The sequence below is a fragment of the Pseudomonas lactucae genome, from assembly GCF_016937615.1.
Classification (GTDB): Bacteria; Pseudomonadota; Gammaproteobacteria; order Pseudomonadales; family Pseudomonadaceae; genus Aquipseudomonas; species Aquipseudomonas lactucae.
In genome coordinates this window covers 51,112-74,293 of record NZ_JAFHKI010000073.1, presented here as the reverse complement: position 1 = coordinate 74,293, position 23,182 = coordinate 51,112, and the positions used below count along the sequence as shown (strand labels likewise).

The 23,182-nt window shown below is 61.3% G+C and carries 19 protein-coding genes and 1 pseudogene; 8 read left to right on the top strand and 12 right to left on the bottom strand.

Going from position 1 to position 23,182, the window contains the following annotated elements:
• Nucleotides 1-54 precede the first annotated feature (54 nt).
• The 4 genes from JWR98_RS14845 to JWR98_RS14830 form a co-directional block, all read right to left on the bottom strand.
• Nucleotides 55-828, bottom strand: coding sequence for an enoyl-CoA hydratase (locus JWR98_RS14845; RefSeq protein ID WP_205490425.1), 774 nt, complete (start codon nt 826-828; stop codon nt 55-57).
• Nucleotides 829-839: 11 nt separating this feature from the next.
• Complete coding sequence (locus JWR98_RS14840) at nt 840-1,967, bottom strand: acyl-CoA dehydrogenase family protein (protein WP_205490424.1); 1,128 nt, start codon at nt 1,965-1,967, stop codon at nt 840-842.
• A 101-nt stretch (nt 1,968-2,068) separates the two neighbouring features.
• Complete coding sequence (locus JWR98_RS14835; protein WP_078733212.1) at nt 2,069-3,253, bottom strand: acetyl-CoA C-acyltransferase; 1,185 nt, start codon at nt 3,251-3,253, stop codon at nt 2,069-2,071.
• Between the two features lie 12 nt (nt 3,254-3,265).
• A complete protein-coding gene (locus JWR98_RS14830) occupies nt 3,266-4,033 on the bottom strand; it encodes an SDR family NAD(P)-dependent oxidoreductase (RefSeq protein ID WP_078733211.1) in 768 nt (255 codons plus the stop codon).
• A gap of 245 nt (nt 4,034-4,278) precedes the next feature.
• Here JWR98_RS14830 and JWR98_RS14825 point away from each other — a divergent pair, with 245 nt between their 5' ends.
• The 3 genes from JWR98_RS14825 to JWR98_RS14815 all read left to right on the top strand — a co-directional run bounded on the left by JWR98_RS14825 (nt 4,279) and on the right by JWR98_RS14815 (nt 8,664).
• Entirely contained in the window at nt 4,279-5,337 is a 1,059-nt protein-coding gene (locus tag JWR98_RS14825) for a HEAT repeat domain-containing protein (protein WP_078733210.1), read from the top strand.
• Nucleotides 5,338-5,482: 145 nt separating this feature from the next.
• Complete coding sequence (locus tag JWR98_RS14820; protein WP_078733209.1) at nt 5,483-6,982, top strand: ATPase domain-containing protein; 1,500 nt, start codon at nt 5,483-5,485, stop codon at nt 6,980-6,982.
• 74 nt (nt 6,983-7,056) lie between these two features.
• Nucleotides 7,057-8,664, top strand: coding sequence for an ATP-binding protein (locus JWR98_RS14815; protein ID WP_225908719.1), 1,608 nt, complete (start codon nt 7,057-7,059; stop codon nt 8,662-8,664).
• Between the two features lie 118 nt (nt 8,665-8,782).
• Here JWR98_RS14815 and JWR98_RS14810 read toward each other — a convergent pair whose 3' ends face one another.
• From JWR98_RS14810 to JWR98_RS14790, 5 genes and pseudogenes are all read right to left on the bottom strand, one after another.
• Nucleotides 8,783-9,160 (bottom strand): response regulator, encoded by a 378-nt coding sequence (locus JWR98_RS14810; protein WP_078733207.1) that lies wholly within the window; start codon nt 9,158-9,160, stop codon nt 8,783-8,785.
• An 81-nt stretch (nt 9,161-9,241) separates the two neighbouring features.
• Nucleotides 9,242-10,435 (bottom strand): hybrid sensor histidine kinase/response regulator, encoded by a 1,194-nt coding sequence (locus JWR98_RS14805; RefSeq protein WP_078733206.1) that lies wholly within the window; start codon nt 10,433-10,435, stop codon nt 9,242-9,244.
• Nucleotides 10,429-11,031, bottom strand: a complete 603-nt coding sequence (locus tag JWR98_RS14800; protein ID WP_078733205.1) for a chemotaxis protein CheB — start codon at nt 11,029-11,031, stop codon at nt 10,429-10,431. The genes JWR98_RS14805 and JWR98_RS14800 overlap by 7 nt, the downstream gene beginning before the upstream one ends.
• Nucleotides 11,028-11,858: a CheR family methyltransferase gene (locus JWR98_RS14795; protein WP_425273188.1), complete on the bottom strand. Its 831-nt coding sequence runs from the start codon at nt 11,856-11,858 to the stop codon at nt 11,028-11,030. The genes JWR98_RS14800 and JWR98_RS14795 overlap by 4 nt, the downstream gene beginning before the upstream one ends.
• A pseudogene (locus JWR98_RS14790) lies at nt 11,859-15,354 on the bottom strand (response regulator).
• Between the two features lie 690 nt (nt 15,355-16,044).
• On the opposite strand from JWR98_RS14790, the gene JWR98_RS14785 reads away from it, so the two are divergent.
• From JWR98_RS14785 to JWR98_RS14770, 4 genes are all read left to right on the top strand, one after another.
• On the top strand, nt 16,045-16,407 hold the full coding sequence (locus JWR98_RS14785; protein ID WP_078733203.1) for a response regulator: 363 nt from the start codon (nt 16,045-16,047) through the stop codon (nt 16,405-16,407).
• Nucleotides 16,408-16,561: 154 nt separating this feature from the next.
• A complete protein-coding gene (locus JWR98_RS14780) occupies nt 16,562-17,962 on the top strand; it encodes a DUF1254 domain-containing protein (protein ID WP_205490422.1) in 1,401 nt (466 codons plus the stop codon).
• 39 nt (nt 17,963-18,001) lie between these two features.
• The gene (locus tag JWR98_RS14775; protein WP_205490420.1) at nt 18,002-19,552 is read left to right on the top strand and encodes a J domain-containing protein; all 1,551 of its coding nucleotides are present in this window, start codon (nt 18,002-18,004) and stop codon (nt 19,550-19,552) included.
• Nucleotides 19,549-20,532: a DUF3829 domain-containing protein gene (locus JWR98_RS14770; protein ID WP_205490418.1), complete on the top strand. Its 984-nt coding sequence runs from the start codon at nt 19,549-19,551 to the stop codon at nt 20,530-20,532. The genes JWR98_RS14775 and JWR98_RS14770 overlap by 4 nt, the downstream gene beginning before the upstream one ends.
• Here JWR98_RS14770 and JWR98_RS14765 read toward each other — a convergent pair.
• Nucleotides 20,529-21,200 (bottom strand): DUF3313 domain-containing protein, encoded by a 672-nt coding sequence (locus JWR98_RS14765; protein WP_078733197.1) that lies wholly within the window; start codon nt 21,198-21,200, stop codon nt 20,529-20,531. The two genes, JWR98_RS14770 and JWR98_RS14765, sit on opposite strands and share 4 nt — an antisense overlap.
• 115 nt (nt 21,201-21,315) lie before the next feature.
• The gene (locus JWR98_RS14760) at nt 21,316-21,810 is read right to left on the bottom strand and encodes a hypothetical protein (protein WP_078824610.1); all 495 of its coding nucleotides are present in this window, start codon (nt 21,808-21,810) and stop codon (nt 21,316-21,318) included.
• 162 nt (nt 21,811-21,972) lie between these two features.
• Between JWR98_RS14760 and JWR98_RS14755 the strand changes: the two genes are divergently transcribed.
• Nucleotides 21,973-22,665: an aspartate/glutamate racemase family protein gene (locus JWR98_RS14755; protein WP_078733195.1), complete on the top strand. Its 693-nt coding sequence runs from the start codon at nt 21,973-21,975 to the stop codon at nt 22,663-22,665.
• Here JWR98_RS14755 and JWR98_RS14750 read toward each other — a convergent pair.
• Entirely contained in the window at nt 22,662-23,174 is a 513-nt protein-coding gene (locus JWR98_RS14750) for a GNAT family N-acetyltransferase (protein ID WP_205490416.1), read from the bottom strand. The two genes, JWR98_RS14755 and JWR98_RS14750, sit on opposite strands and share 4 nt — an antisense overlap.
• Nucleotides 23,175-23,182 lie beyond the last annotated feature (8 nt).

Sequence of the window (23,182 nt, the reverse complement as noted above, 5' to 3'; positions counted from 1 at the left end):
GGGCGGTGCGACGACGCCCCTCCCACATGTGTATCTCAGTGCTTGAAAGGTCGCTTACTTGTCCTTGAACTCCGGCGCCCGCTTGGCCACGAACGCCGCCATGCCTTCCTTCTGATCTTGTGTCGCAAACGCCGCATGGAACACCCGGCGTTCAAAACGCACGCCTTCGGACAGGCTTACTTCAAACGCGCGGTTCACGCTTTCCTTGACCATCATGCTGATCGGCACCGATTTACCGGCAATCAGCGTGGCGACCTTCAGCGCTTCGTCCAGCAACTCGTCGGCCGGCATGATGCGCGCCACAATCCCGCAGCGCTCCGCTTCCACCGCATCGATAAAGCGCCCGGTCAGGCACATTTCCATGGCCTTGGCCTTGCCCACCGCGCGGGTCAGGCGCTGGGTGCCGCCCATGCCCGGCAGAACGCCGAGGTTGATTTCCGGCTGGCCGAATTTGGCGCCGTCACCGGCCAGGATAAAATCGCACATCAGCGCCAGCTCACAGCCGCCGCCCAGGGCAAAGCCGTTGACGGCAGCAATGATCGGCTTGCGGCGGTTGGCCACGCGGTCACTGTCGCTGAACAGGTCGTCAAGGTAGATCTGCGGGTAGGTCAGCTCGGCCATTTCCTTGATATCGGCACCGGCGGCAAACGCTTTTTTCGAGCCGGTCAGCACGATGCAACCGATTTGCGGGTCAGCTTCCAGGCCGTCCAGCGCCTGGTTCAACTCGCTCACCAACTGCGCGTTCAGGGCGTTGAGGGCTTGCGGACGATTAAGGGTAATCAGCCCGACACGGCCCTGGACTTCGAGCAAAATCGTTTCGTAACTCATCTATCGGCTCCTTAAAGATTGCGTGAAATGACCATGCGTTGGATATCGCTGGTGCCTTCGTAAATCTGGCAGACCCGCACATCGCGGTAGATCCGCTCCAGCGGGAAGTCGCTCAGGTAACCGTAACCACCGAGGGTTTGCAAGGCGGCCGAACAGACTTTCTCGGCCATTTCCGAGGCAAACAGCTTGGCCATGGACGCTTCCACCAGCGCCGGCTTGCCGCTGTCGCGCAGGGCCGCGGCGTAATGCACCATCTGCCGGGCCACGGCAATTTGCGTGGCCATGTCGGCCAGGCGAAACGCCACGGCCTGGTGTTCGATCAGCGTCTTGCCGAAACTTTCGCGCTCACGGGCGTAATCCCGTGCCGCCTCGAAGGCCGCGCGCGCCATGCCCACCGCCTGCGAGGCGATGCCGATGCGGCCCCCTTCGAGGTTGGCCAGGGCAATCCTGTAGCCTTCGCCCTCCTCGCCCAACCGGTTGGCCACCGGCACTTTCACGTCTTCAAACAGGATCTGGCAGGTATCCGACGCATGCTGGCCGAGTTTGTCCTCGACCCGCGCCACGCTGTAGCCCGGTGAATCGGTAGGCACGATAAACGCGCTGATCCCGCGCTTGCCGGCGGTCGGGTCGGTGACCGCGAACACAATCACCACGCCTGCGTTTTGCCCCGAGGTGATGAACTGTTTGCAACCGTTGAGCACATAGTGGTCGCCGTCAAGGCGCGCACGGGTTTTCAGGCTGCTGGCGTCGGAGCCGGCCTGGGGTTCGGTCAGCGCGAAGGCGCCGAGCATCGCGCCGCTGGCCAGGGGCGTGAGGAATTGCGCTTTCTGTTGTGCGTTGCCGAACGTGAGGATCGGCACACACCCCACCGAGTTGTGCACGCTCATGATGGTCGAGCAGGCGCCGTCACCGGCGGCGATTTCTTCCAGGGCCATGGCGTAGGCCAGGTAACCGGTGTCGCAACCGCCCCACTGTTCCGGCACCAACATGCCGAAAAAGCCCAGCTCGGCCATCTCGCCGATGGCTTCCCTGGGAAAGCGGTGCTCGCGGTCCCACTCGGCGGCAAAGGGTTTCAGACGTTCCTGGGCAAATTGCCGGGCCGCGTCACTGATTTGCAGCTGTTCGTCATTGGGCAGCATGGTAGTTCCTATTGAAGCTCCAAGTGTCGAGCTGCAAGCTGCAAGTAAAGGCCCATTCGCTTTAACTTGAAGCTTGCGGCTTGCAACTTGGGGCTACTTAATCAATACAGGCATTCAACGGCCATGGCCGTGGCTTCACCACCGCCGATGCAGATAGCGGCAACACCACGCTTGAGGCCTTGCTGGCGCAGGGCCGAGAGCAGGGTCACGAGGATGCGCGCGCCGGAGGCACCGATCGGATGGCCCAGGGCGCAGGCACCGCCGTGCACATTGACCTTGGCATGGGGGATGTCCAACTTGCTCATGGTCACCAGGCTGACCACGGCGAAGGCTTCGTTGATCTCGAACAGGTCGACGTCAGCCAGGTCCCAGCCGGTCTTGCTCATCAGCTTGCGAATCGCGCCCACCGGCGCCACCGGGAACAGCCCCGGCTCATCGGCAAACGCCGCATGGCCGTGGATGACAGCCAACGGCTTGAGCCCACGCTTGCGCGCCTCGGATTCGCGCATCAGCAGCAAGGCCGCCGCACCGTCTGAAATCGAACTGGAGTTGGCCGCCGTCACCGTGCCGCCTTCGCGGAACGCCGGTTTCAGGCTGGCGATCTTGTCCAGCTTGGCCTTGGGCGGCTGCTCGTCATGCAGGATGGTCTTCTGCTCCTTGCCCACGGTGACCTGTACCGGAACGATCTCGGCGGCAAAACTGCCGTGGGTGATCGCTTCCTGGGCGCGGGTCAGGGAGGCGATGGCAAAGGCATCCTGGGCCTCACGTGTAAAACCGTTATGCAGGGCGCAGTCTTCGGCGAAGGTGCCCATCAGGCGGCCCTTGTCGTAGGCGTCTTCCAGGCCATCGAGGAACATGTGGTCGAGTACACGGCCGTGGCCCATGCGGTAGCCGCTGCGCGCGCGGTCCAGCAGGTAGGGCGCGTTGGACATGCTTTCCATGCCGCCGGCGACCACCACCTCGACGCTGCCGGCCAACAGCGAATCATGGGCCAGAATGGCCGCCTCCATGCCCGAACCGCACATCTTGTTGAGCGTGGTGCAGCGCGTGGACTTGTTCAACCCGGCGCCCAATGCCGCTTGGCGGGCGGGCGCCTGGCCGAGACCGGCGGGCAGCACGCAGCCGAACAGCACTTCATCCACCGCATCCGGGGCGATACCGGCACGCTCCACCGCCGCACGAATCGCGGCTGAACCCAACTGCGGGGCAGTCAGGCCCTTGAGGTCGCCCTGGAAGCCGCCCATGGGCGTGCGCACGGCACTGACGATAACGATAGGATCGTTCATGACTACTCCTCCTTACTTGGCCGCCATGCGCAAGGCACCGTCGAGACGGATCACCTCACCGTTGAGCATGCTGTTTTCAATAATGTGCCGCACCAGCGCGGCGTATTCGGCCGGTTTGCCCAGGCGTGGCGGGAATGGCACGCCTGCGGCCAGGGAGTCGCGCACCTCTGGCGTCATGCCGGCCATCATCGGGGTTTCGAAGATGCCGGGAGCGATGGTCATCACGCGTATGCCAAAGCGCGCCAACTCGCGGGCGGCGGGCAGTGTAAGGCTGGCGATCGCGCCTTTGGACGCCGCATACGCCGCCTGGCCGATCTGGCCGTCGAACGCTGCCACCGAGGCGGTGTTGATGATCACACCACGTTCGCCATCGGCATTGGCTTCGGTTTCAGCGATGGCCGCCGCCGCCAGGCGCAACAGGTTGAAACTGCCGATCAGGTTGACGTTGATCACCTGGGCAAAACTCTCCAGCCCATGGGGGCCGTTCTTGCCGAGGATTTTCTCGCCGCGCACCACACCCGCGCAGTTGACCAGCCCGTGCAAGCCACCAAAAGCTTGCACGGTGGCTTGCACGGCGGCTTCGGCAGCGGCCTGCTGGCTGATATCGGCCACGGCGCTGCGGGCGTTATCCCCCAGTTGCTTGGCCTGGGCCACCACCGCGTCGGCGTTCAGATCCACCAACATCACCTTGGCGCCCGCGGCGATCAGCATCTGGGCAGTGGCCGCGCCGAGGCCCGAAGCGCCGCCGCTGACCAGAAAGACCTTGTTTTCAATCTGCATCATTGTTTCCTTGTTCGATGGACCCGGTAACGAGCATATGGGCGAAATGGTCGCTTCAGCGTTGCGCAACGACAATGGTCAAAGCCTTCAACATGGCTGACCGTTTTGGCCAATACCCATTGATCTTAGACCGTACCGATCCTGCGGCCGGTTCAAGCGACTGAGCGCATGCGTGTTTGACACCCGCCTTGGTCTGACCGAAGCTGACGACTTTGCCTACGCTGCCCGAGCTTTTGGACACCCGCATGTCAAAGTCACGCCGTTATGCCCTTGTCGGCCTGTGCGCCTTGTTGTCGATTGTGCTGATCACCTGGTACGTCACCCGCTCCACCCCGGTGGCTGTACCACCCGCCATAGCCCATGGTTACGCCAAGGCCCTGAAGCAGGCGCGTAACGGCGAGCCTGGCGCCGCACGTGTGCTGTATCAACAACTGAGCCGCCCGGACTTGTCCGATGAACGCCGGGCCGCCCTGCATGCCGAACTGCCTAACTACCCCAGCCCGCAAGCCTTGAAACTGGCCGACAAGGACCTGTCCAACACATCCCCCCTGGTACGTGAAGCCGCGATCCACAGCATCGTTGGCTTGGTGCCCACCGGCCAGCGCACGCTGTTGCTCGGCCCGGTGCTGGATGATCCCGAGCAACCTGTGCGGTTTGCGGCGGCCAACGCCTTGCTCGGCCTGTCGCCGGACACCCTGGGCCTTTACTTCGGGCCGTTGCAGCAGGTGTTGGATGAATTTGTGAAAACACTCAAGGCCGAGCCCGAAACCGCCGAAAGCTGGATTCAACTGGCACGCCTCTACATCCACAGCGCCCTGCTGCCCGAGGCGCAACACGCGCTGGAACAAGCCATGCGCCTGCAACCGGACAACCTGCGCGCGGTGGTCGCGCAGATCGAGCTGCTGGATAAACAAGGCAAGAGCGACGAGTCGCGGCAACTGCTGGCGCGGCAACTGGCGGCGCACCCGGAATCGGCTTATCTGCAACACGCCCTGGGCCTGTGGTTGCTGCACCACGGCGAGCGGCCTTATGCCCTGCTGGGCCTGTCCAAGGCGGTGGAGCTGGAACCGGATAATCAGGATTACCGTTACGACCTGGCCACCACCCTGCATGATCAGCAGGAACTGGAGGCAGCCCAGCGTCAGCTGGAAGAAATCGTGCAGCGCCACCCGGCCAATCGCAAGGCGCGCGTGCTGCTGATCAACTACTGGAAAGAAGGCGGCCAATTGCAAAATGTGCAGGTGCTGCTGGCGCAGCTGGAACAACAGAACCCGGACGATCCGGCCCTGCAACAGGGGCTGTGAGGCGCGCTGCAACTTATTGGAAAAAAACCTGACGGTTCACAAATTGAAGCTTTTCGTTGAACGGCTGCAAAGTGCCATGGTCAAGTGAACATGGCATGTCGTCAGCGACATGCACCTCTATTTGTCTGTGACTCGAGGGCACTACTTGTCTACATCCACAGAGCAATTCAGCGAAAAAGCGGCCATCGGTATCGAAGGCCTGGATGACATCCTCCGCGGAGGCCTGTCGCGCAGCCACCTGTTCCTGCTGGAGGGTGAACCCGGTACGGGCAAGACCACCGTGGCACTGCACTTCTTGCAGGCCGGCGCAAAAAACGGCGAACGTTGCCTGTACATCACCCTGTCCGAGACCGAGCGGGAGCTGCGCCAAGGCGCCGAGTCCCATGGCTGGAATCTGGACGACAACATCCACATCTTCGAACTGACACCGCCGGAAAGCCTGCTCAATGCCGAGCATCAGCAGAGCCTGTTGTACTCCTCCGACCTGGAACTGGGTGAAGCGACCCGGCAGATCTTCGAGGTGGTCGAGCGGGTCAAACCCACCCGCGTCGTCATCGACAGCCTTTCGGAAATTCGCCTGCTGGCGCAAAGCTCTCTGCGTTATCGCCGGCAGATTCTGGCGATCAAGCACTATTTCGTACGTTACGACGCCACGGTGTTGCTGCTGGACGACCTGACCACCGAGTCGCTCGACAAAACCGTGCACAGCGTGGCCCACGGGGTGATTCGCCTGGAAGAGTTGACCCCCAACTACGGCGCTGAACGCCGCCGGGTACGCATCGTGAAGTACCGCGGCCAGCAATACCGTGGGGGTTTTCATGACTTCACCATCATGCAGGACGGCATCCATGTGTTCCCACGCCTGGTCGCGGCCGAACATCGCGGTGGTTATAGACGCCAAACCCTGAGCAGCGGCATCGCCGAGATGGATGCCTTGATGGGCGGTGGCGTCGAGACCGGCTCCAGCAGCCTGATCCTCGGCCCGGCCGGTACCGGCAAATCGCTGATCTCGATGATCTTTGCCGCCGCCGCCGTGGCACGCGGCGAGAAGGCCGCGCTGTTCATCTTCGACGAGGAGTTGGGCTTGCTGTTCGAACGCATGCGCAACATGGGCATCGACCTCGCGGCCCTGCAGGCCACCGGCAACCTGCTGATCGAACAGGTGGACGCCGCCGAGCTGTCCCCTGGCGAGTTTTCCCACCGCGTAAGGCGTTGTGTCGACGAGGGCGGGATCAAGACCGTGATCATCGACAGCATCAACGGTTACCAGGCGGCCATGCCGGAGGAAAACGCGCTGATCCTGCATATGCACGAATTGCTGCTGTACCTCAACCGTCGTGGCGCGGCGACGTTCATGACTGTCGCGCAGCACGGGCTGGTCGGCGACATGCAGACCCCGGTCGACATTACCTACCTGGCCGATACGGTGATTCTGCTGCGCTACTTCGAGGCGCTGGGCAAAGTCCGTCGGGCCATTTCGATCATCAAGAAACGCACCGGCTCCCATGAGTCGACGATTCGCGAATACCGCATCAGCGGCAATGGCTTGACCGTGGGCGAGCCACTGGACAATTTCCAGGGCGTATTGCGCGGCATTCCTATCTACATGGGCGCCGGTTCGCCCCTGCTCAAGGATGAGGGATAGTGCCGCACCTGACTGCCTTCTCCGAGCGCGCGATCATCCTGGCCCCGCTGGGACGTGACGGCGCACTGGCGCTGATGATGCTCAAAGAGGCCGGCTACAGCGGCATGGTCGCTAGCAGCCTGCCGATGCTGTGCGAGGCGCTCGAACAGGGCGCGGGCCTTTTGATCATCGCGGCCGAAGCCTTGCGCGGGGTCGATCTGGAACCGCTGCTGGAGTACTTGCATCAGCAACCGGCCTGGTCGGACATGCCGATCGTGCTGATGACCCATCACGGCGGCAACGAACAGAACGGCGCGTCGCACCTGAGCGGTTTGTTGGGCAACGTCACTTTCCTGGAGCGCCCCTTCCATCCCGTCACCCTGATCAGCCTGGTCAGTGCGGCCTTGCGCGGCCGGCGTCGCCAGTACGAGGCCCGTGACCGCCTGATCGACTTGAGCGAAAGCGAACTGCGTCTGCAACGCACCCTGGAAACCCTGGAGCAGCAGGTCGAGGAGCGCACGGCGCAACTGCGCAGCAATGAAGAAGCGCTGCGCCAGTCGCAGAAAATGGAAGCCGTGGGCCAATTGACCGGCGGAATTGCCCACGACTTCAACAACATGCTCACCGGCATCATCGGCAGCCTCGAATTGCTGCGAAGGCGTGTGGCACGCGGCAAGCTGGACGACCTGGACAGCCTGATCGACCTGGGCGTCACCTCTGCCAACCGCGCAGCCGGGCTCACCCACCGCCTGCTCGCCTTTTCGCGTCGACAATCGCTGGACTCCAAACCGGTCAATATCAATGAACTGGTGATGTCCATGGGCGCCTTGCTGCAACGCAGCATCAACGAGAGCATCACCCTGCAGATGCGCTTCGACGATGACCTGTGGACCGCCGAAGCCGACCCCAACCAACTGGAAAGCGCCCTGCTCAACCTGGTACTCAATGCCCGGGACGCAATGCCCAACGGCGGCAAACTGGTGGTGGAAACCGCCAACCGCCACTTGGACTCGGTGTTTACCGCCGCCTATGGCACCCTCGCGCCGGGCGATTACGTGGAGCTGAGCATCAGCGACAACGGCTGCGGCATCCCCGAGAGCGTGATCAACCGTGTGTTCGACCCGTTTTTCACCACCAAGCCGATCGGCCAGGGCACGGGCCTTGGGTTGTCGATGATCTACGGGTTCGCCCGCCAGTCCCACGGCCACGTCACCCTGCACAGTGAAGTCGGCAAAGGCACCACCGTCAGCCTGTTCCTGCCACGGTATATCGGCGAAATGGCCAAGGTCGAGCCCACCAACGCGGCGTTGCTGCCATTTGCCAACGCCGGCGAAACCGTGTTGATCGTCGAAGACGACCCCGCCGTGCGTGTGCTCGTCTGCGCGGTGCTCAAGGAACTGGGCTACGCCTATGTCGAAGCCGGCGACGCCAACGCCGCCGTGCCGATCATCGAATCCGAACAACGTATCGACCTGATGATCAGTGACGTCGGCCTGCCCGGTATGAACGGCCGGCAATTGGCGGAAATCGGCCGGCAGATTCGTCCCGGGCTGAAAGTGTTGTTCATTACCGGTTATGCCGAACATGCGGCCGTGCGTGGCGGGTTCCTGGAGCCGGGGATGCAGTTGATCACCAAGCCGTTTACGTTTGATCTGTTGACGGCGAAAGTCAGGGAGATGATCCACACGCGCACTGCGGTTTAACGAGTGAGTGGCTCAGGGGACATCCTATCGGTCATGCCATTTATTGGCCCGAATTGTCAGACGGTTCCTTTTAAAGCGAAGGAACGACGCTAAAAACACAGCTGATTGTGACCTGCCTTCAGGCCAACAACCGCTGGATATGCTCTTGCAACGTATCCAGATCAAACGGCTTGCCCAGGATCGGCGCGTTGCGCGTAATCGGGCTGTTGCAGTCGAGGATTTCCTGCGGGTAGCCGCTGATGAAGATAACTTTGAGTTCCGGTCGTACCTTCAAGGCCGGTTCGGCGATTTGTACGCCGGAAATCCCACCGGGCAGACGGTAGTCCGTCACCATCAGGTCCAAATGCGGCTTGGTGGCCAGAATCTCAAAGGCCTCCTTGCCGTTAACCGCCTTCAACACCCGATACCCCAGGCCTGCCAGGTATTCACCCAACACAAACATAATGGATTCGTCGTCCTCGACGATCAGTACGACATCTTGTGCATCTTCACTCATGGGAAGCCTTTGTTATCCGGTCAATTGCTGCATGTACGACCATGGGGTCACACAGAGGTTGCGTCGAGGTGACGATTGAACTCATGCCGACGGTTCAAGCGGCAGGCATACCCGAAACAGGGCGCCCTCGCCTATCCGGCTTTCGACCTCAATGGTGCCGCCGTGGGCTGCAACGATCTGCTCGGAAATAAACAGCCCGAGGCCCAGGCCCGCTGCCACCTGGCTGGCGGAGACGCGCTCGAACTGCTGGAAAATGCGTTTCTGGTTTTCTTCACTGATACCGATCCCGCGGTCACGCACTTCGACCCGCGCTTCGCCGTGCTCGGCGTACACCCGCACGTCCACCGGGCTTTTGGCCCCATAGCGCAGGGCGTTGGTCAGCAGATTGGTGACCACCTGCTCGATGCGGAACTCGTCCCAATTGCCCTCCACCGGGCCGTCGACGGCCAGGTGCATGGACGACTCGGCGGCCGCTACCTGCGGCGCGAAGTTCTCGACCAGGCGGCCGACCAGCAGCGCCAGGTCGAAACGCGCAGGGCGGATCGACAGCTTGCCGGTACGGATGCGTGACACATCCAGCATGTCTTCAATCAACCGGATCAGGCTCTGGATCTGGCGTTCATCGCGGTCGACCATGGCGCGCATCTTGTCCAGGGTAAACGCATCGGCGTTGTCCCGAGCCAGATGCATCTTGCGCAGCTGGGTTTCCAGGATCAGCCCATTGAGGGGCGTACGCACCTCATGGGCGACGATCGACATGAAGTCGTCACGCATGCGCACGGCCTGTTCCAGCTCGGCCTGAGTGGCCTGCAGGCGCGTCAGCAGCAACTCCTGCTCACGGCGGCTGCGCTCCAGGGCCTCGACTTGCTGCTTCATGGCCTTGCTCTGGCGGTACAGGTCGACGAACACGTTGACCTTGCTCTTGACCGCGTGGATATCCAGCGGTTTGTGCAAAAAGTCCACGGCGCCGCTTTCGTAGCCCTTGAACGCATAATTGAGTTCACGCCCGGCGGCGCTGACGAACACAATCGGGATGTTCTTGGTTTTTTCGGTGCCGCGCATCAGCTCGGCCAGCTCGAAACCGTTCATCCCGGGCATTTGCACGTCGAGGATCGCCATGGCGAATTCGTGCTCCAGCAACAGGGACAAGGCCTCGTCGGCGCTCAGTGCCTTGAATACCTGGCGGTCCTCGCGCTTGATCAGCGCTTCAAGGGCCAGCAGGTTTTCCGGCAGGTCGTCGACGATCAGTAATTTGGCCTGGACAGTACTTAACATGGGGAAGATTCCAGGGAAGCCAGCAATGAGGCAATGCGGCTCAAGGTCAGAATATGGTCAGGGGTGTGCAACGCCAGGGCCGCCAGGGGCATCACGGCAATCCGCGCTTCGCTGGGGTCCTGCACGACGGTGGTACCGCCCGACTGCTTGACATGGGCCATGCCATGCGCGCCGTCCTGGTTGGCACCGGTCAGCAGAATCGCCAGCAAACCCGGGCCATAGGCATCGGCGGCCGAGGCGAACAGATAATCGATGGCTGGCCGGGAGTGGTGCACACGTTCTTCCTGACTCAGGGACAGGCTGCGGTCCTGCTCCACCGACAAGTGATAGCCGGGCCCGGCGAAATACAAGGTGCCGGCTTCGATGGCTTCTTTGTCCTGCGCTTCCTTCACCGGGATAGGCAAGCGCCGGGCAAACACTTGCGCCAACTGGCTGCGGCGTTCGTCCGGCAGGTGCAGCACGGCAATGATCGGCAGGCCGAAACCGGCGGGCAGTTCGCCAAAAATACTCAACAACGCCTCTACACCGCCGGCGGAGGCGCCGACGACGATGGCTTCAATCCCGCGAACCGGGCTGCTGGCTGCGACGTCGTTCATGATTTTCGGTAGATCCGTTCCTGCTTGACCAAGGGGTCGAATTGTTTGCTGTAGGCAGAAAAGTCCAGGGTCTCCTTACTGCCCAACACCAGGAAGCCGCGATGACACAGCGACTCATGAAACAACCCAAACGCCCTGTCCTGCAACTTTTTATTGAAATAGATCAGTACGTTACGGCATGAAATTAATTGTGTTTCGGAAAATACGCTGTCGGTCGCCAGGCTGTGGTCGGCGAAGGTGACGTTTTCGCGCAGCGTCTTGTCGAAGATCGCGTAATCGTAGGCCGCGGTGTAGTAGTCGGCAAATGAACGTTGCCCGCCGGCCTGCTGGTAGTTGGCGGTGTAGGCCCGTACGTTCTCCAGGGAGAAAATCCCCTGCTTGGCTTTGTCCAGGGACGCCGGGTTGATGTCCGTGGCGTAGATGATTGTACGCTCCAGCAACCCCTCTTCACGCAGCAGGATCGCCATGGAGTACACCTCCTCTCCCGTGCTGCAGCCGGCGATCCAGATCTTGATCGACGGGTACGTCTTGAGCAGGGGGACCACCTCTTGGCGGATCGCCAGAAAGTGCGACGGGTCGCGAAACATCTCGCTGACCGGAATCGTCAGAAATTGCAGCAGTTGCATGAACGCCGCCGGATCGTGCAGCACGCGCTCCTGCAGCGCCGAAATGGTCGCGCAATCAAACTGGCGCAAGGCGTGGGCCACGCGGCGCTTGACCGACGCACCGGAATAGTCGCGAAAGTCATAGCTGTACTTGAGGTAAATCGCCTCGATCAGCAGGCGCAGCTCAATATCGCTGCTTTTTTCCAAAAAACTTCGCTCCACTTAAATGCGTTCCATCTTCGGTAGCCATACGCGGATCAATGAGAACAGACGGTCCAGATCGATCGGCTTGGCCAGGTAATCATTGGAACCGGCCGCGAGGCAGCGCTCCTGGTCATCCTTCATGGCCTTGGCGGTCACCGCGATGATCGGCAGTTTTTTCCAGCGCGGGTCCTGGCGGATCAAGGCTGTGGCCTCGTAACCGTCCATCTCCGGCATCATCACGTCCATCAGCACCAGGTCGATATCGTCGATCTCATTGAGCCGCTCGATGGCTTCACGGCCGTTGCGCCCGATCGCCACCACGGCGCCCTTGTGCTCCAGGGCACTGGTCAGCGCAAAGATGTTACGCACATCGTCGTCCACCAGCAGGATCTTGCGCCCCTCGAAGACCTTGTCGCGGCTGCGGGCGGTCTTGAGCATCTTCTGGCGCTCATGGGACAGCGTGGATTCGACTTTGTGCAGAAAGAGTGTGACCTCGTCCAGCAGGCGCTCCGGCGAGCGCGCCCTTGATGATGATCGAGCGCGAATACTTGCGCAGCTCGGTCTCTTCGTCGCGTGTCAGGTTGCGGCCGGTGTAGACGATCACCGGCGGGAACGAACAGATGTCTTCGGTGGCCATGCGCTTGAGCAGCTCGTTGCCGAGCATGTCCGGCAGCTTGAGGTCGATGATCATGCAGTCATAGACGTTGTTGCGCAGCAGGTCGAGGGCTTCCTGGGCGAAGCCGACGGCGGTGATCTCGATGTCATCGTCGCCGATCAGGCGGGCAATGCTGTCGCGTTGCAAGTCATCGTCTTCCACCAGCAGCACGCGCTTGACCTTCTGGGTCAGCTTGGCCTCCAGGCGCGCAAATACGTCCTTGAGCTCTTCACGGGTGGTGGGTTTGACCGCATAGCCGATGGCGCCCATGTGCATCGCGGCTTCGACGCGGTCTTCCACGGAAATCACATGCACGGGAATGTGGCGAGTATTGGCGTGTTCCTTGAGGCGTTGCAGCACGGTCAACCCGGAATGGTCCGGCAGGCGCATGTCGAGCAAGATCGCGTCGGGTATGTATTCTTCGGCCAGGCTGTAGCCCTCGTCCGCACCGTGGGCAACCAGGCACTGGTAGCCCAGCTCATGGGCCAGGTCGAACAGGATGCGCGCGAAGTTGGGCTCGTCTTCCACCACCAGGATGCAACGGGTGGTGAACGGGGCCTTGTCACGGTCGTCGGCAAAGCGCGGGATCTGGCTGACCTCGACGACCGGCAACGGTGAAACCTTTACCGGCGCAGGCGCGGGGGCCGTCACCACCTGGCGCGGCGGCTCGATCGGCGCGGCGTCTTCTTCGCGCTCCACATACTGTTCCGGCAGGACCAGGGTAAAGTTACTGCCCTCGCCCGGCGCGCTGGTCACGCTGATGTACCCGCCGAGCAAGGCGGCCAGGTCACGGGAAATCGACAGGCCCAGCCCGGTGCCACCATACCGCCGGTTGGTGGTGCCGTCGGCCTGGCGGAAGGCTTCGAAGATGCTTTGCTGCTGGTCCGGCGCAATACCGATACCCGAGTCGCGCACGCTGAAGGCGATGCCCTCCCCCGGCGCGCGGGACACCGACAGGCTGACCTCGCCCTGCTCGGTAAACTTGATCGCGTTGGACAGCAGGTTCTTGAGGATCTGCTCCAGGCGCTGGCGATCGGTAAACAGCATCGCGGGTGCGTCGGGCTGCACCTGCACCTGAAAGCCCAGCTTACGGTCGGCCGCCAGGGGCTCGAACATGCCGCGCAAACCATCGACCAGACGGGCCACGCTGGAGTTGTCCGGACGCACTTCCAGTTTGCCGGCTTCGACCTTGGAGATATCCAGGATGTCGTTGATCAGGTTGAGCAGGTCATTGCCGGCCGAATAGATCGACTCGGCGAACTTGACCTGTTCGGCGCTGAGGTTTTCCTGGGGATTTTCGGCGAGTAGCTTGGCCAGGATCAGCGAGCTGTTAAGCGGCGTGCGCAGCTCGTGGGACATGTTGGCGAGGAATTCGGACTTGTACTTGCTGGAGCGCTGTAACTCTTCGGCGCGGTCTTCCAGCTCCTGCTGGGCCTGGTTGAGTTCGCCGTTCTTGCGGTCCATGGCGTCGCGCTGCTCGGCCAGGGTTTGGGTTTGCTCGGCCAATTGCTCGTTGGTCTGCTCAAGCTCCGCCTGCTGGGTTTCCAGGTGGGCCTGGGACTCCTTGAGGATGCGTGACTGCTCTTCGAGCTCTTCGTTGGCGGTCTTGAGCTCTTCCTGCTGCACTTGCAGCTCTTCGTTGAGCTGCTGGGTCTCGGCCAGCACCTCCTGCAGACGCTGGCGATAGCGCGCGGCCTCGATGGAGGTGCCGATATTGCCGGCGATCAGTTCCAGCAGTTCGACGTCACGCTCTTGCAGCGGTCGCAGGAAACCGAGCTCGATCACCCCGTTGACGCGATCGTCATCACTGGTCGGCACCACCAGCACGCTGCGGGGTGTGCCCTCGCCCAGGCCCGAGCTGACCTTGAAATAATCCACCGGCACATCGTCCAGGCGAATCAGACGATCGAGCTGCGCGGCTTGGCCGACGATGCCCTCGTCGCTGTAGATCGCCTGTTCCAGCTGTTCCTGATCGCGGGAGAAACCGTAAGTGGCCACGCGCTTGAGGCCGCCGTGCTCTTCACGCACGTACAGCGCCGCCACCGCCGAGCCCATGTACTGGGCAAAAAACTGCAGGATGTTGCGCCCAAGCATGTTCAGGGTGAGCTGGCCCAGCACCTGTTCGGCCAGTTCGGTCTGGCCGTTGCGCAGCCAGGCTTGCTGTTCCAGGCGCCGCGCTATCTTCTGTTGTGACGCGAGGTTTGCGCTATAACTCTCTGAAAGTGCTACAAGATTTTTTCTGCCGATGTAGGCCAGGAAGCCGCTCAAGCCGAGTACGAACAGCAGGTACAGGGTGACGCTGATGACCGTCGTGCGGGTGACATCCTGGTTGCGCGCAATTCGAAACTGCTGCTCCATCGCGATCGCATCGTCGTATTCCTTACGAATTTCATCGGTCAGCCGCTTGCCCCGCCCGGCCTTGACCGCGCCCCGGTAGTCGCCGCTCTCGCGCTGCATATCAATCATCGACTGGGCGTAGTTGTTCCACTCCAGCTGCAGGGCCTCCAGGCGCTTGAGGCGATCAACCTGCTGCGGGTTATCCGCCACCAGTTCCTGCAAATTGCGCAGGTCGGCAATGATGCGCGGCTTGGCCACTTCATACGGGTCCAGGAAATGCTCATCGCCGGTAATCAGGAAGCCGCGCATGCCGGTTTCCTGGTCCACCGTCAGCTTTGACGTTTCGTTGAGGTTATTGATGACCCGGTCGGTGTGCTCGACCCACTGGATACCCGCCAACAGATAGGTGATCAGGCAGACGAAAAACACGGCGCTGAGCACCCCCACACCCAGGGGCAATGCCACGTTTCGGCTCAGGAGGGTACGAAAGCTTTTTTCATCGACTGTCGACGCGGGAGTCATGGGCATGCCTTGGCCAAGTGCGGAAAAACCGGGAGTTTGCCCCAAACGTGCGCCTGAACGCTATTTTTCTGACGGTGACAGGTGCAAGAGTGCACTTCATTGCATCTGGAACGCACCGTTCAGGTTTTTTTTCCAGGGTGTATCGACTTAGCTTCTTACATTGCCTGTAAGGCTAATCGGAACTTGGGCGCCCGCATTCTCCACCCAAAGGAATGGTTCTATTACGACCCCAACTTCGCAAAAGCGACCTTTACCACGCAGGCACAGATAAGAGACGCGCTGAGCTGAAAAGCACGCTAAAAAGTGGCCGCACCAAAAATCTGCTGGAACACTTTGGTAGCTCGGACATACCCGAGTACCGTTTTTCGGTATTCGACCCTATACATCTCAACGGCATGACCTATACATTGCCCCCGAGCCTGCGGAATGTGGACGAATTGTTCAATGTCCCTTTGTAAGTTCGTGCAGGCGTGACAGTCGGTTTTCCACGGCTGTCGCATCCCCCGAGTCTGCGGGTCGACCGGCAATCGGCCCGGGAACCGTGATATCACGGTGCAACAAGACATCAGCCCCTATTGTCTGCACAATATCCGCCCTGCATCGGGAACTTGCCGAGTTTGACGCGACTCATTAGAGGATGGTCATTCAACTGCGAACGACCTGCTCCTTCATTTTTCGGGAATTTTTACTATGTCTGCGTCACCCTCCACCATTCTTGTAGTCGAAGACGACGCTATCGTGCGCATGCTGATCGTCGATGTCCTCGAAGAGTTGGAGTACACGGTGCTCGAGGCTGCAGACGCCGAGGAGGCGCTGAAAGTGGTGCAGAACGCTCAGTCGATTGATCTGATGATGACCGACGTGGGGCTGCCGGACATGGACGGCAAACAACTGGCAACGAAAGTCCGTGAACTGCGCCCAGCCCTGCCGATCCTGTTTGCCAGTGGCTATGCCGAAAACATCGACGTGCCGGCGGGCATGCAGGTGATTGCCAAGCCGTTTTCCATCGATCAGTTGCGCGACAAGGTCAAGTCGATGCTTCCCAATAACTGATGGGGGCGTGTCCAGTGCCGCCTCCCGAGGCGGCATTTTTGTGTCCGGCACGCAGAGATTTACGTGACCTGCGGCGAATAAAACCGGAAACTCAGCGCTTTGCCACGCCACTCAACCTATTTCTTCAAAAAGCACTCACGAAGGATGCAACAACATGATTGCAAAACCCACGCGCCTGCTGCTGGCGAGTCTCTCGATCCTCATGAGCACCGGCGCCTGGGCCGACTTCACGGCAACTCCGAGCGAAGCCCGGGCCATTGCCAAGCAAGCCTACCTGTACGGCTATCCGGTGGTGGAGATGTACAAAACGCTCTACACCCAGGCCGTCGATAAAGGCGGTGCTCATTTCAAGGCGCCGTTCAACCACATTGGCCATTCGTCCCCGGTGTTGACGCCCAAGGACGTCGGCGTAGCGACGCCGAACCTCGATACGCCCTACTCCTTCGTGTGGATGGACCTGCGCAGCGAGCCGCTGGTGCTGACGCTGCCCAAGATCGAAGACGAGCGTTACTACTCGGTGCAGTTGGTCGACCTGTATACGCAGAACATCGCCTACCTGGGCACCCGCAGCACCGGTAACAATGGCGGGCACTACATGATCGCCGGCCCCGACTGGAAGGGCCAGCAGCCGGTCGACGTGGACCGCGTGGTCTACAGCGAGAGCAACATCGCCTATGCCCTGTACCGCACGCAGTTGTTTGACGAGAAAGACCTGAGCAAGGTCAATAAGATCCAGAACGGCTATAAGGTGCAGCCGCTGAGCAGCTACGTGAAGCAGGCCGCGCCGGCCAAGGCACCCAAGGTCGAATGGCCCAAGCCCATGGCGACCATGACCGAAGGCCCCCAGCTGTTTCGCTACCTGAACTTCATGCTGGCGTTCGCCGCCCCCCAGGACAGTGAAAAAGCGCTGCTGGCAGACTTTGCCAAGATCGGCATCGCCCCTGGCGCTCCGTTCAAGCTCAACCAGTTGACGGCCGAGCAACGCAAAGCGCTGGAGGACGGTATTTCCGATGCGCGAGCCGAATTCGCCGCATTCAAGAAAGACAAGATCGACACCCATCAGGTCGCCCGCAGCGACCTGTACGGCAGCCGCGACCGTCTGCAAAACAATTACCTGTACCGCTACGCCGGCGCCGACTTGGGGATTTTCGGCAATTCGCCCGACGAAGCCGTCTCGTTCACCTACCGTGACGACAGTGAAGGCAAACCGGCCAACGGTGCCCGTCATAGCTACACCGTGCACTTTGACAAGGACCAACTGCCGCCCGCCGATGCGTTCTGGTCATTGACCTTGTACGACGCCAAGACCAAGCAACTGGTGCCCAATCACAAAAAGCGCTACACGATCAATTCGCGCATGCTGGCGGGCTTGAAGCGCGATGCCGATGGCGGCCTGACCCTGGCCCTGCAACACCACGAGCCACCCAAGGCGGAACAGGCCAACTGGCTGCCCGCCCCGCCCGCCCCGTTTTACGCGGTACTGCGCATCTACCTGCCCAAGCCTGAAGCCGGCAACGGGCAGTGGAAACTGCCACCGTTGACACCCCTTAAATAACGCTACACGCCAGGCCGTTGTCAGGGAGCTGCATCGCACATGAATTGCTGGAATATCCTCGGCCTGGCGCCGGATGCCGATAGCCGCACGATCAAGCGCCAGTACGCGGCCTTGTTGAAAAAGACGCGCCCGGACGAAGACCCGGAGGGCTTCCAGCGCCTGCGCGAAGCTTATGAGGCCGCGTTGGAGTGGAGCCAGAACCCGCAGGAGCCCGAGGAGGACGTGCTCGTCGAGGACCTCGGCGAAACCCTGGCGCAGCAATACGACGCGGCAATGGTCAACGGCACCGCGCTGTTTTTGGAAATCCACCTGTTGCAGCGCTGCATCGACGGCGACCTGAGTGCCGAGGACACGCGGTGGGCCTTTGAGACATTCAACTGGCTGACCGCTTGGCAACGGCTCGAATTGCCCAGCGCGCTGATCGACACCCTGGAGCGCCAGCACCGCGCCGAATTACAGCGACCGCTGTATGAGGCCCTTGGGCAGAAAGACGACGCCGCGTTCCTGGCGGCCTATGCCGCACGGCATGAGCATCCCTGGGTGAATAATCATCCCCATGCCGAGTGGTTCAATGAATGGTTGGCCAGGTTGCTTGCCAATCATCATTACTGGTCAAGCAGCGTGTTCGGAGCGGTGTGTGCCGGGCAGCACTGGCACGGCGGCGCGGACCACGGTTGCCCGGCCGGCGATTGGGCGCTCTTGTTGAAACGCCAGCAAGGGCCGGCCTTTCTCGCACGCCAACGTGCATTGGCAGCCGAACCGCCCTACAGCCCGGAACAGCGCGCCGCGCGTTTACTGTTTGCACCAATGAGCCTGGGCCAGCGCCGTGCCTTCGCGCAGCGCTTCGACGAGCAGGACTGGAAGGCCTGCCAACAACTCAGCGCCGATATCTACGCCGATCACGTCAGCGTCGCCGAAGCGATGCCCGGCGGCACGGTGTATTTCTGGCAGGGCTGGGACAGCGCCATGGACACCTGGCCGTGGATCGTCGCGCTGGTGCTCAGTTGTCTGGTGGGCGCGCTGGTGCAGGTTGAACCCCTGGCGGGCATGGTCATTCCAACCCTGGGCCAGGGTGTTCTCTGGTCGATAGGTGCCGTGATCTGCGCCGGCGCAGCCTGGCAGGGCTGGCGGCCGTTGGCTCATCATTATCGTGTGCTGGATGAGCAGCTCAGCCAGCGGTTGCCGCGCTGGATCAGCCCGACCCACTTACCGTTGCTGCCGATACGCGATCTGGTACCGGGGGTCGTTCTGGCGGGTGCGCTGAGTTATGTGTTCGGTCCGTTTGCCAGCTTGACCCTGGTGGTGGCGCTGGCGCTGGCGGGCGGGATCAAGCGGCCGTTTATGAACAGCCATACGCCCTGGACCGCCCGGCATCCACGCTGGGCCGTACTGGGCACCGCGCTGTGCTTGATCAGCGCGGTCGCGCTGTACGCCGCCTTGAAGATACTCGACGACAGCCACCGGGTCACTCGCAACCAGGGCCTGCAACAGTGGACCGAGCGCCTGTGCAGCCGCATGCCACGCAGTGCGACCGAATGCCAGGCGCCCGCCACCCAGGCACAGTGGTACGGCCAGGAGGCCAAGCGATGAATCCGAAATGGCTGTTACCCATCGGCCTGGTGCTGGGCCTTGGGCTGCTCGGTGCCGCCGGCGCGACCAAACCCTTGCAATACGCGCAATTGTGGTTGGACCAACGTGACAGTCCAGCCACCGCAACGGCCAGCGCGCTGGCGCCCATCATTGATTGCGTGAACCGTGTTGATCGGGACACCCGTTTGGCGTACTACCGCCTGCACACCTCATCGCCGCCTGCGCCCGACCACGAAAACTTAGGCGACAGAAACGAGCCGGAACCGCGCATTATCCAAGCGTCGGTGTGTTCGTCCTTGTACACCCTGAAACTGGAGCGCCAGCAACCCGGCAGCCGCTTGATCGGCCTGGCCAGCGTCTATGCCTACAAGCTGCAGAAATTCACCTCGCTGGCGGACATGATCACGCCAACGCCGCCAGCAGGCCTGCCTCAGGGCGCTCAGCAGATGGTGGCCGAGGCCATGAATAAACAACTGCTCGCACAACTGGCCGACAAAGGTGAAGCCTACCTGGCGGTGTCCACCGAACTGCGCGACCAGCTGGAACGTGAAGACCTGAACGTGCGCCCCGCACAGTTGGCGCGTATCGAGGCACGTTTTGGCCGTGACCTTCATTGGCACGTGCTCAATTACATGATCGTGGCGCGTCAGGCCGTGGACAGGATCGAACACGATATGCGCGACGCCAGCCTGACACCGCAGACCGTCGCCGTCCTGACCGAAGCCGTGCAGAAGGCGGCGGACGATGGCAATGCCTACAAACGCCTGCATCCCAGCAGCAATCGGGATGAGGAAGCCTGGAACCTCTGGTATACGATGACTCCGGCGGCGCAGGCTTACCTCGCGGCGTTGACCACCCTTCGACAAGACTGGCTCGAACGCGCCACGCCGCAGCAACTGAGTGAGGATTACTACCTCGTCACCCGTCGCTACGACGCCCTTCTAAGCTACTACAACCGCCCTGCGCGCAATGCGTTCTAGTGTTTCTTGAGCTTCAGATAGGACTGATGCAGGTCGGACGCCCAGCCATCAATCACGCTTTTCATGTCGTCGGCCTTCATCACCTGCGAGTCGTTGGCCAGCGGCTTGCCGGTGCCTTTGCGTACCACCTGCGCAAGGACCTTGCCGTTGGCGCCATCGAGGAACTGCGCCTCGGTGCCCAACGTAGTTTCCTGGTCACGAATACCCGCGCCGGTACTCACCGCAGCCGCGACTAACGCCACTGGAACGAACTCATAAGGCTTGAGGCCTTCGGTCTTGCTGCTGACCGCGGTGATTGCCGCACGGACCACGATCACGCCAGGGCCAGGACCGTTGGCCAAGGGCAATGACTTGGCCAGTTCACGCTGGAGCGCCTGGTTGAAATAGCGGTTGATGCCGTTGAGGGTAGTGTCCGGAATTTTCGCCGTGGCCTGGGGCTTGGGATAGAACTGAGTGGGTTCGATATACACCGCGGTGTAACGGCTCAGGTCCAGTTTCGGATCGACCCAGCGCATCACTGCAGCGCCCGACGGCGACTTGGCTTCCTTCAATTGGCTGTAGTCGGACAGAAATCCTGAATATTCATCCGGTGGCGTGATCTTGCTGGCGCAGCCCGCCATGCCGATTGAAGCAATGCACAGCGTGCTGATCATTAGCCTTGGCTTCATCATTGAACTCCCTGGCGGTCATCATCGTTAGAATGAGATCTAGGTATAGACAATCCTGGGAATTACACCTTACCTGACGCAGGACTTTTGATAGGCCTGCGCTTGAATAAACGCTTCAGCCGCGTTCGCGGGGGATCAGGCTCTGCAACTGCGACGCCAGGAAGTTCGCATCGAAGCCGAACGTGTCCGGGTCTTTCAGGCCATTGGTTTTTTTCCACTGCCAGTCGTTTTTATCTGCCGGCAACACCAGCGACACGCTGCCGTGCCGAGCCGCCGTCAGCCCCATCACGGCCACGCAAATCAGCCCGCCCGCCCCCATCACATCGGGCACAAATTCCACGGTTTTGCCGGTAATGTGCACGGTCAGTTTCTCGGTCTTGAACGTCGATGTTTCCACCGGCACACTCGGGCCGCTGGCCACGTAGGCTTCACGCTCGACGTCCAGCAAGCCAACGGTTTTTACCGGCGCCAACCACTGCTCGATCTGCGCGAACAACTCATTGAGTTTCTGTGCCCAGCGGGCCGACTGCACGTCGAATTGCTGCTTTTTATGCGCTTCGCTGTCGGCGTAATGGCGAAGCATCTCACCCAGTTGCTGTACATCGTCCATTGCGGCATTCCTTGGTCAGCCAGGTTGCGAGCCTTGATCATGGCAGATGCTGCGCTGCACCGTATGGCTTAAAACTGCACCGGTCATTTGGCCGCCAACTGCGTATGACTAATGCCCGGCCAGTGGGTAAGGTGAAACCACATCCTCTGTAAGGAACGTCACATGCGTACCATCGGCCTTATCGGCGGCATGAGCTGGGAGTCCAGCGCCGAGTATTACCGCATCATCAACCAGTGCGTGCGCGAGCAGCTCGGCCCGCTGCGCTCGGCGCAACTGTTGATGTACAGCGTGGACTTCGGCCCGGTGGAACAGGCCCAACACGCCGGACGCTGGGATGATACGGCGCTGATCCTTGAAGATGCCGCGCGCCGCCTGCAGGCCGGCGGTGCAGAGTGCGTGGTGCTGTGTACCAACACCATGCATAAGTTGGCGCCCCATATCGAAGCGGCAGTGTCGATTCCGTTCCTGCATATCGCCGACGCAGCGGCATTGGCCGCCGTGGAGGTCGGGACGTTGACGGTGGGTTTGCTCGGCACTGCCTTCACCATGGAGCAGGACTTTCTCAAGTCCCGGCTGGCCGGCCACGGCCTGACAGTGTTGGTACCGGACGCGGATGAACGCAAGGAGGTGCATCGCATCATCTATGAGGAGTTGTGCGTCGGCGTCATCAGCGACACTTCACGCCGGACTTACCAACGGGTCATCGAATCCCTGGCCGCGCGCGGCGCTCAGGCGATTATCCTCGGTTGCACGGAAATCGGCCTGTTGATCAAGCCCGAACACAGCGAGTTGCCGCTGCTGGACACCACCGAGCTGCATGCGCAGGCTGCGGTGGCGTTTGCCTTGCGGGACTAAGCGCGCGTGCGCAGGCGCGCCATGCTGACGGTGTCGACAAACACCCCGTCACGCAGGGCGCTATCACGCAGCACACCTTCCACCTCGAACCCGAATTTACGGTACAGGCGTTGCGCCGCTTCGTTGTCGATGTACACCGTCAACTCCACACGGTGCAAGTTCATCCAGTTGTCGGCCACGTCCAGCGCGGCCGTCAACAGGCGCGAGCCTACCCCCTTGCCTTGCCAGGCCGTGGCCACGCCCATGCCGAACGAACCGACATGGGCCTGGCGCACGCGCAGGTACTGTTGCAGGCCGAGTTGACCAATGACCTCGCCGCCATGCACGGCCACCAGTTGCAGGCGCCGCTCATCGTCCATCACCAGTTTCTTGCGCCACGCCTCCACCGATTGGAAAGGCATCTGCAGCACCTGACGGCAGACGGCCGGTTCGTTATAAAGCGCCGCGACGCCTTCAAGATGGGCCTCGGTAAAGCGCTGGATGACGATATGGGGTTCAGGCGTGTACATGGTGCTTC